Origin of the sequence: Paraburkholderia panacisoli (assembly GCF_008369935.1) — a bacterium.
GTDB classification, from domain to species: domain Bacteria; phylum Pseudomonadota; class Gammaproteobacteria; order Burkholderiales; family Burkholderiaceae; genus Paraburkholderia; species Paraburkholderia panacisoli.
In genome coordinates this window covers 1-6611 of the sequence record NZ_VTUZ01000105.1, presented here as the reverse complement: position 1 = coordinate 6611, position 6611 = coordinate 1, and the positions used below count along the sequence as shown (strand labels likewise).

Here is a 6611-nt window from a genome sequence, read left to right as displayed (position 1 = left end):
CCGCGTCGTGCGCACGCCGTCCGGGCCGGAAACCGTAGCTGTGCTCGCTGAAGGTCGGGTCCAGAACGGGCTGCAACACCTGCAGTAGTGCCTGCTGGATCAGCCGGTCCGTTACCGTCGGGACGGTCAGCGCGAACTGCACAAGCGCTCAACGAGTATTTGGGATGGGCTGAGATCCGTCATCCGTATCATCCTCTCAGGGGCCAACGCTTTCCCGTGCTGAATGCGCGCCGCGTCGCTGGCACCGAGACGCTGCTTCTGCGCGATACAGAACGCGGCAGCTTTAGCATTGCGCGCGAATGGACCGACTGGGGCACACCATCTGTCCACGACGACACCATCGCGCCCGCGTGCTACTTCGATCTGGGTATGTTGTTGGAACTGGTCACGTTGATCGACCAGCTTGCCCCATCCACGAAGACATCGAACAAAGGAGCTTGATCAATGCATTTCCTTCTCCAACTATCAGACCAGTTATCAACGTGGTCCGCCAATGGAAGATATTCCGTCGTCCACTTTGCGCAGACGTCGCGCGCAATTGCTGAAGCAAATGCCGGCGTTAGAGACGCTCTTGCGCGGCTCGCTTATCGAGCGCTACAAGCGCTGCGGCAAGCCGGGCTGCAAGTGTGCAGACGGCCCCGGCCATGGTCCCAAGTACTACCTGTCCGTGAGCTTTCCCGGCCGCCGGCCGCAAATGGACTACGTGCCGCAAGCCGATTACACCGACGTCGCCGAACACCTGGCGAACTATCACCGCGTTCGCGAGATCATCGAGGAGATCTGCGAGATCAACCGCGAACTATTGCGCCGCCGCGAGGCGCTCTGAGGGGCGCCGGTGAGCCAGTCGTCGCTGTCGCTCGCCAACTTCATCGATCCGCAATCGGCCGGCGTACTCATCGCCAACATGCTCGAGGCCTGGCTCACCGCCGGGCCCGCGCTGGAGCTGACCGAGGAGGCCTTCGATGAACACCAAGATCACCCCCCAACATCAAAGCAGGCCGGCGTACATCTACATCCGCCATAATTCCGTGTAAAAAAATATGGCCGAGTAGTTTCATTTGTATTGCATTCGAAGCGTTTTCGTCCCAACGAAGTCGGCATTATCCTGACTCCTCTCAAGGCAATCTTGATTGGAAGGAGATCATCATGGTGCCGTCATACAGTGGTTCGTGGTCGTTGAGATGTGTGCTAGAAGGGCCGCTCGCGCCCTATATCGGTTCCTTTACTAAATCACTGGACGACCAAGGATTTGCTCCAGAGTCGAGCCACGTGCAAACCCGATTGGTTGCTGATTTTAGCCGTTGGCTCAAGCAAATACATGCTGTTTTGCCAGCGATTACGGACGAGCATATACCGCGCTACCTACGTTATCGGGCTCGTCATCGACGTCGCAGATCAAGCGACACCTGTGTATTGAAACGGATGCTGGATTTTCTGCGCCAACAGGGTGCCATCGCAGAGTTGCCGACCGTTGCCGTCGAAGTGACGCCCGATCGGCAGTTATTGGACGAGTACACGGTGTACTTGCAGCAGGAACGGATACTTTCAGCCGAGACGATCGACATCTATGTGCCTTTTGCCCGAGTCTTTTTGACGGCCTGTTTCCGTGACCGTAAAAACATACAACTCGCTTCGCTGCGCGCCGCTAATGTCATCGCATTTATGCAGGAGCAGGTAAAACGTCTGCATCTGGCGCGGGCAAAAATGATGATCACTGCGCTGCGATCTTTCCTCCGCTATTTGCGTTACTGCGGTGCAGTCAAGTGTGATCTGGCTACCGCGGTACCTACCGTTGCCAACTGGTCGATGGCATCAATCCCTCGTGCGATTTCGGCGGAGCATGCGCAAGCAGCGCTCGCGTCTTGCAACCGTCAAAGCGCCGTGGGGTCCCGGGATTATGCAATTTTATTGCTGCTGGCCCGACTGGGTTTGCGCGCGGGCGAAATCGTCGCACTCAAACTGGATGACATCAATTGGGATAGTGGAAGTCTATATGTCCACGGTAAGGGCGCAAGGGGATGCCTCATGCCGCTACCGGCCGATGTGGGTGAGGCGATCGCCGATTACCTGCAGAAGGGGCGACCACACAGTACCAGCCGATCTGTATTTTTGCGTAGCGTAGCGCCGTTGGGGGAGTTTCAGGGGCAGGAAGCAATCGGATCTATCGTTGGGCACGCGCTGGAACGAGCAGGTGTTGATACGCCGCACAAGGGTGCACACCAGTTTCGACATCGACTGGCCTGCGATCTATTGCGCCAGGGTGCTTCCCTGACAGAGGTGGGCGAGTTGTTGCGCCATCGCCATCCAGAAACAACGGCGATCTACACGAAGGTCGATCTTGATGCCTTGCGCACACTGGGCTTGCCTTGGCCGGGAGGTATGCAATGAACACAATGCGCGAAGCTGTTCAGAGCTATTTAGCGTTGCGCCGCGGCCTGGGATTCAAGCTGCTTCTTGCCGGCAACGCTTTGCAGGACTTCGTCACCTTTATGGAAAAGCGGCGGGCTGTTCACATCACCCTACGCCGCGTGCTCCAGTGGGCACAGCAACCGAAGCAGGCTCAGTTGGCAACGTGGGCAGCACGATTAGGTTATGTCCGTGGATTTGCCCGGTACTACAGTGCCTTCGATCCACACACGGAGATTCCACCGTGCGCCTTGATGCCGTACCGCCCGCGCCGAGCGAAGCCCTACCTTTACAGCAGCGAAGAAATTGAGGCTTTGCTTCAAGCCACATTGACTCTCTCCGGCGGAATGGGCCTGCGTCCGTGGACATATTATTGCTTCTTGGGTCTGCTGAGTGTGTCGGGATTACGCCTCGGTGAAGCGCTCGATTTGACACGGGAGGATGTTGACCTGAAGGAAGGCATTGTGACGGTTCGGGGGAAATTCGGAAAAATACGGATGGTGCCTCTGCATGAGTCAACCCGGCAAGTGCTTGCTACTTACGTCAAACGTCGTGAGCGTTTTCTTGCTGGACGCTCCGCGCTTCACCTGTTTGTGTCCAGCACGCTCAATCCATTGCATCGCGCGGACGTGTACAGAACGTTCCATACGTTGTCGCGCCAAATCGGTTTGCGCAGCCCCACCGCTACCCACGGACCGCGTTTACATGATTTTCGCCACCGATTTGCCACAGAAACCCTGTTGCAATGGTACCGCAATGGCGAAGACGTCGAACGCCGCTTACCGCTTCTGTCCGCTTACCTAGGGCACGTTCATCCGAGCGATACCTACTGGTACCTCAGCTTGTGCCCGGAGCTGATGGGGCTCGCGGCAAAGCTGCTCGAACATCACTGGGAGAACCCATCGTGAAATCGACCATCCGATTTTCCACGCTACTGCAAGCCTTCTTCACCCAGCGACTCATGCAGCAAAAGCAGGTCAGTTCACACACGATCGAATCCTATCGTGACACGTTCCGGTTGCTACTAAAATTCATCCAAAAGCGTCGACACAAGCAGCCGGCCAGTTTGTTGTTCGAAGACATCGATGCATCACTTATCTGCGCATTTCTCGACGATTTGGAAAAGCAACGTGGTATCAGCGCGCGCAGCCGCAATGTTCGCCTCGCCGCCATCCGCTCCTTCTTTCACTATGCGGCCTTTGAAGTACCTTCTCGATCCGAGCAGATTCAACGCGTACTCGCTATTCCCGCCAAGCGCTATACCCGTACTCAGGTCGGATTTCTGACACGACCAGAGGTCGATGCATTACTGGCCGCGCCCGATAGGAGGACGCGGAGTGGTCGTCGGGATCACGCGTTGCTCCTGACGTCGGTGCAATCCGGCATGCGCTTGTCTGAAATGACAGGACTCAGGCGGCAGGACGTGACCTTGGGCACGGGCGCCCATGTTCGGGTAGCGGGTAAAGGTCGAAAGGCCCGGTGCATACCCCTCACCGAGCAGACTCGTGCGATCGTCGAGAACTGGCTGCAGGAGACTGTTAAAGCAGATAGCGACATTGTGTTTCCCAATGCACGTGGTGGTCGTCTTAGCGCCGATGGCGTGAGTTACATTCTGTCGAAACATATTGAGACGGCACGCAAGACCTGTCCCTCCCTGAGAAAAAAACGCGTGACTTTCCACCAGCTTCGACACACCTCGGCAATGGAAATGCTGAGAGCGGGATTCGACGGAACCATGATTGCCCTGTGGCTTGGTCACGAGTCCCCCGAAACCACCCAAATCTATTTAGATGCGGACCTCGAACTAAAGAAAAAAATGCTGGAGAAAGCCACACCCCATGACTGTAACCCGGGAATTTACCGGCCTGATGATCAGCTACTGGCTTTCCTCAATGGATTGTAGCGGGCCAGAATAATGCCGAGCATTGTGCCGCCGCACGCTGCGGCGGCGACCTACAAATAAGAACCTTTATTGCATCATCAATAAATTCTCGGCCATATTTTTTTACACGGAATTATGCCGGTAATTCCGATATCGGAATTACCGCCAGTCGACGCTGGCCCAGGTTCGACACCATCAGGAGAGCACCGAGCGTCAATACGCGTTGCGCGACAAAGCACTGGCACTGGGTTGGCCGGAGACGGCGATCCGGGTCCTGGACCGCGACCTCGGTCAATCGGGGGCACAGATGACGGGCCGCGAGGACTTCAAGACCCTCGTAGCGGACGTCTCGATGGGGAACGTGGGTGCTGTATTCGCACTCGAGGTTTCCCGCCTGGCCCGCTCGAATCTGGACTGGCATCGCCTGCTCGAGTTGTGCGCGCTCACCCATACGCTCGTGATCGACGCCGATGGCTGCTACGACGCGGGCGACTTCAACGACGGCCTGATACTTGGTCTCAAAGGTACGATGGCACAGGCCGAACTGCACTTCTTGCGCGGCCGCCTCCAGGGCGGCAAACTCAACAAGGCGAAGAAGGGTGAGTTGCGCTTTCCACTGCCCGTCGGCTTGTGCTATGACGATGACGGCCGCATCGTCCTGGATCCCGATGACGAGGTACGCGGAGCCGTGCAACTCGCATTTCGTCTGTTTCAGGAAACCGGCAGCGCGTACGCGGTTGTCAAACGCTTTGCCGAAGATGGCCTGCGCTTTCCCAAGCGCGCCTATGGAGGTGCCTGGGCAGGTCGACTCATCTGGGGGCGCCTGAGTCACGAGCGTGTTCTCGGTTTGATACGGAATCCTTCCTATGCTGGCATCTATGTTTTTGGACGATACCAGTATCGTCAGCGCATCACACCACAGGGAGAGGTCCATAAGCACGTACAGCCGGTTCCGAAGGCGGAGTGGCGCGTTCATCTGCCAGACCATCATGATGGATATATCACCCTCGAGGAATTTGAGCGCAACCAGGAACGCCTGGCGCAAAACAGGACCAACGGCGCAGGTACCGTGCTCAGCGGTGCGGCACGTGAAGGATTGGCGCTGCTTCAGGGACTGCTGATATGCGGCTGCTGTGGTCGGGCGTTGACCGTTCGCTACCAGGGTAACGGCGGCCTTTATCCATTGTACTTATGCAGTGCTCGCCGCCGAGAAGGTTTGGCGACCACCGATTGCATGAGCATGCGCAGCGATCTTCTCGACAACGCGATTGGCAAGGCAGTACTCACCGCCCTGCAGCCTGCCGAACTCAAGCTCGCCGTCACTGCCCTGAACGAACTCGAACAGCGCGATCGCGCCATCATGCGTCAGTGGGACATGCGCCTTGAACGCGCCGGGTATGAGGTCGCACTCGCTGAACGGCGCTATCAGGAATGCGACCCGGCCAACCGTCTGGTCGCGGGTACCCTCGAGCGGCGCTGGAATGACGCGATGCTTCGCCTCGAAGCGATCAGGACGGAAGCTGCCCAGTTCCAGAGCCAGAAGGCGCGCGTCGCGACGTCCGAACAGAAGGCTCAGGTTCTCGCGCTCGCGCGCAATCTGCCTCGCCTCTGGCGTGCGTCCACAACCTCGGCGAAGGATCGCAAGCGTATGTTGCGACTGCTCATCCGGGACGTCACGGTCGAGAAACTGCCCGCCACAAGACAAGCCGTGCTGCACATCCGCTGGCAGGGCAGCGCGTGTACTGACATCACCGTGGACCTGCCAAAGCCGGCGGCCGAGGCGATGCGTTACCCCGCCGTGTTCGTCGAGCGGGTGCGCGTACTATCGCAGCATCTGCTTGACCGGCAAATCGTTGCACAGCTCAATCAGGAAGGTCTGCGCAGCGCCTCTGGCAAATCGCTCACGCTTGAAATGGTCAAATGGATCCGCTACCGGTATGACATCGAAGCAACCTGCTTCAAGCGGCCGGACGAGCTCACGGTACAACAGCTCGCTCACCAGTTTGGCATCAGTGCGCACGTGATCTATTACTGGATCGAACGCCACGTGGTCCAGGCCCGCAAGCTCGATGGACGGGGGCCGTGGTGGATCACGCTGGATACCGTCAAGGAGCAGGAACTGTGGGATTGGGTGCACACTTCAGGGCATCTGCAGCCGCATCATTCCAACTCTCAACTGTGAGAGGTGCATTATGAAATCACCGTCGGGATGCCCAGCTCGCGCTCGCCTCCATCCGGTTTCGGAATCGTCACCCGCCTTACCGGACTGGGCCGGTACGTCCCCTTGAGTAGTTGTTCGCGGATCGCAGGCCACGCCGTCACC

Annotated in this window: 7 protein-coding genes and 3 pseudogenes; 8 read left to right on the top strand and 2 right to left on the bottom strand. The window is 57.9% G+C overall.

The genetic code is table 11. The features are described 5' to 3' along the window. Positions 1-130, bottom strand: a pseudogene (locus FVF58_RS50475) (group II intron reverse transcriptase/maturase); the annotation flags it as partial. Between the two features lie 29 nt (positions 131-159). Here FVF58_RS50475 and FVF58_RS50470 point away from each other — a divergent pair. From FVF58_RS50470 to FVF58_RS50440, 8 genes and pseudogenes are all read left to right on the top strand, one after another. Then, positions 160-441 (top strand): Y4bD/Y4pK family protein, encoded by a 282-nt coding sequence (locus FVF58_RS50470; protein ID WP_149676911.1) that lies wholly within the window; start codon positions 160-162, stop codon positions 439-441. Between the two features lie 52 nt (positions 442-493). After that, complete coding sequence (locus FVF58_RS50465) at positions 494-826, top strand: DUF6788 family protein (protein ID WP_012406689.1); 333 nt, start codon at positions 494-496, stop codon at positions 824-826. Positions 827-835: 9 nt separating this feature from the next. Beyond that, on the top strand, positions 836-1024 hold the full coding sequence (locus FVF58_RS50460) for a hypothetical protein (RefSeq protein ID WP_149676910.1): 189 nt from the start codon (positions 836-838) through the stop codon (positions 1022-1024). A 122-nt stretch (positions 1025-1146) separates the two neighbouring features. Then, the gene (locus FVF58_RS50455; protein WP_149676909.1) at positions 1147-2388 is read left to right on the top strand and encodes a site-specific integrase; all 1242 of its coding nucleotides are present in this window, start codon (positions 1147-1149) and stop codon (positions 2386-2388) included. Next, the gene (locus FVF58_RS50450) at positions 2385-3314 is read left to right on the top strand and encodes a tyrosine-type recombinase/integrase (protein ID WP_149676908.1); all 930 of its coding nucleotides are present in this window, start codon (positions 2385-2387) and stop codon (positions 3312-3314) included. Before FVF58_RS50455 ends, FVF58_RS50450 begins: the two co-directional genes overlap by 4 nt. Beyond that, positions 3311-4309 carry a site-specific integrase gene (locus FVF58_RS50445; RefSeq protein WP_281291368.1) on the top strand — a complete coding sequence of 333 codons (999 nt, stop codon included), beginning with the start codon at positions 3311-3313 and terminating at the stop codon, positions 4307-4309. The genes FVF58_RS50450 and FVF58_RS50445 overlap by 4 nt, the downstream gene beginning before the upstream one ends. 151 nt (positions 4310-4460) lie before the next feature. Further along, a pseudogene (locus FVF58_RS54390) lies at positions 4461-4880 on the top strand (recombinase family protein); the annotation flags it as partial. Between the two features lie 96 nt (positions 4881-4976). Beyond that, the gene (locus FVF58_RS50440) at positions 4977-6470 is read left to right on the top strand and encodes a recombinase family protein (RefSeq protein ID WP_281291369.1); all 1494 of its coding nucleotides are present in this window, start codon (positions 4977-4979) and stop codon (positions 6468-6470) included. 17 nt (positions 6471-6487) lie between these two features. Here FVF58_RS50440 and FVF58_RS55175 read toward each other — a convergent pair. Beyond that, a pseudogene (locus tag FVF58_RS55175) lies at positions 6488-6611 on the bottom strand (reverse transcriptase domain-containing protein); the annotation flags it as partial.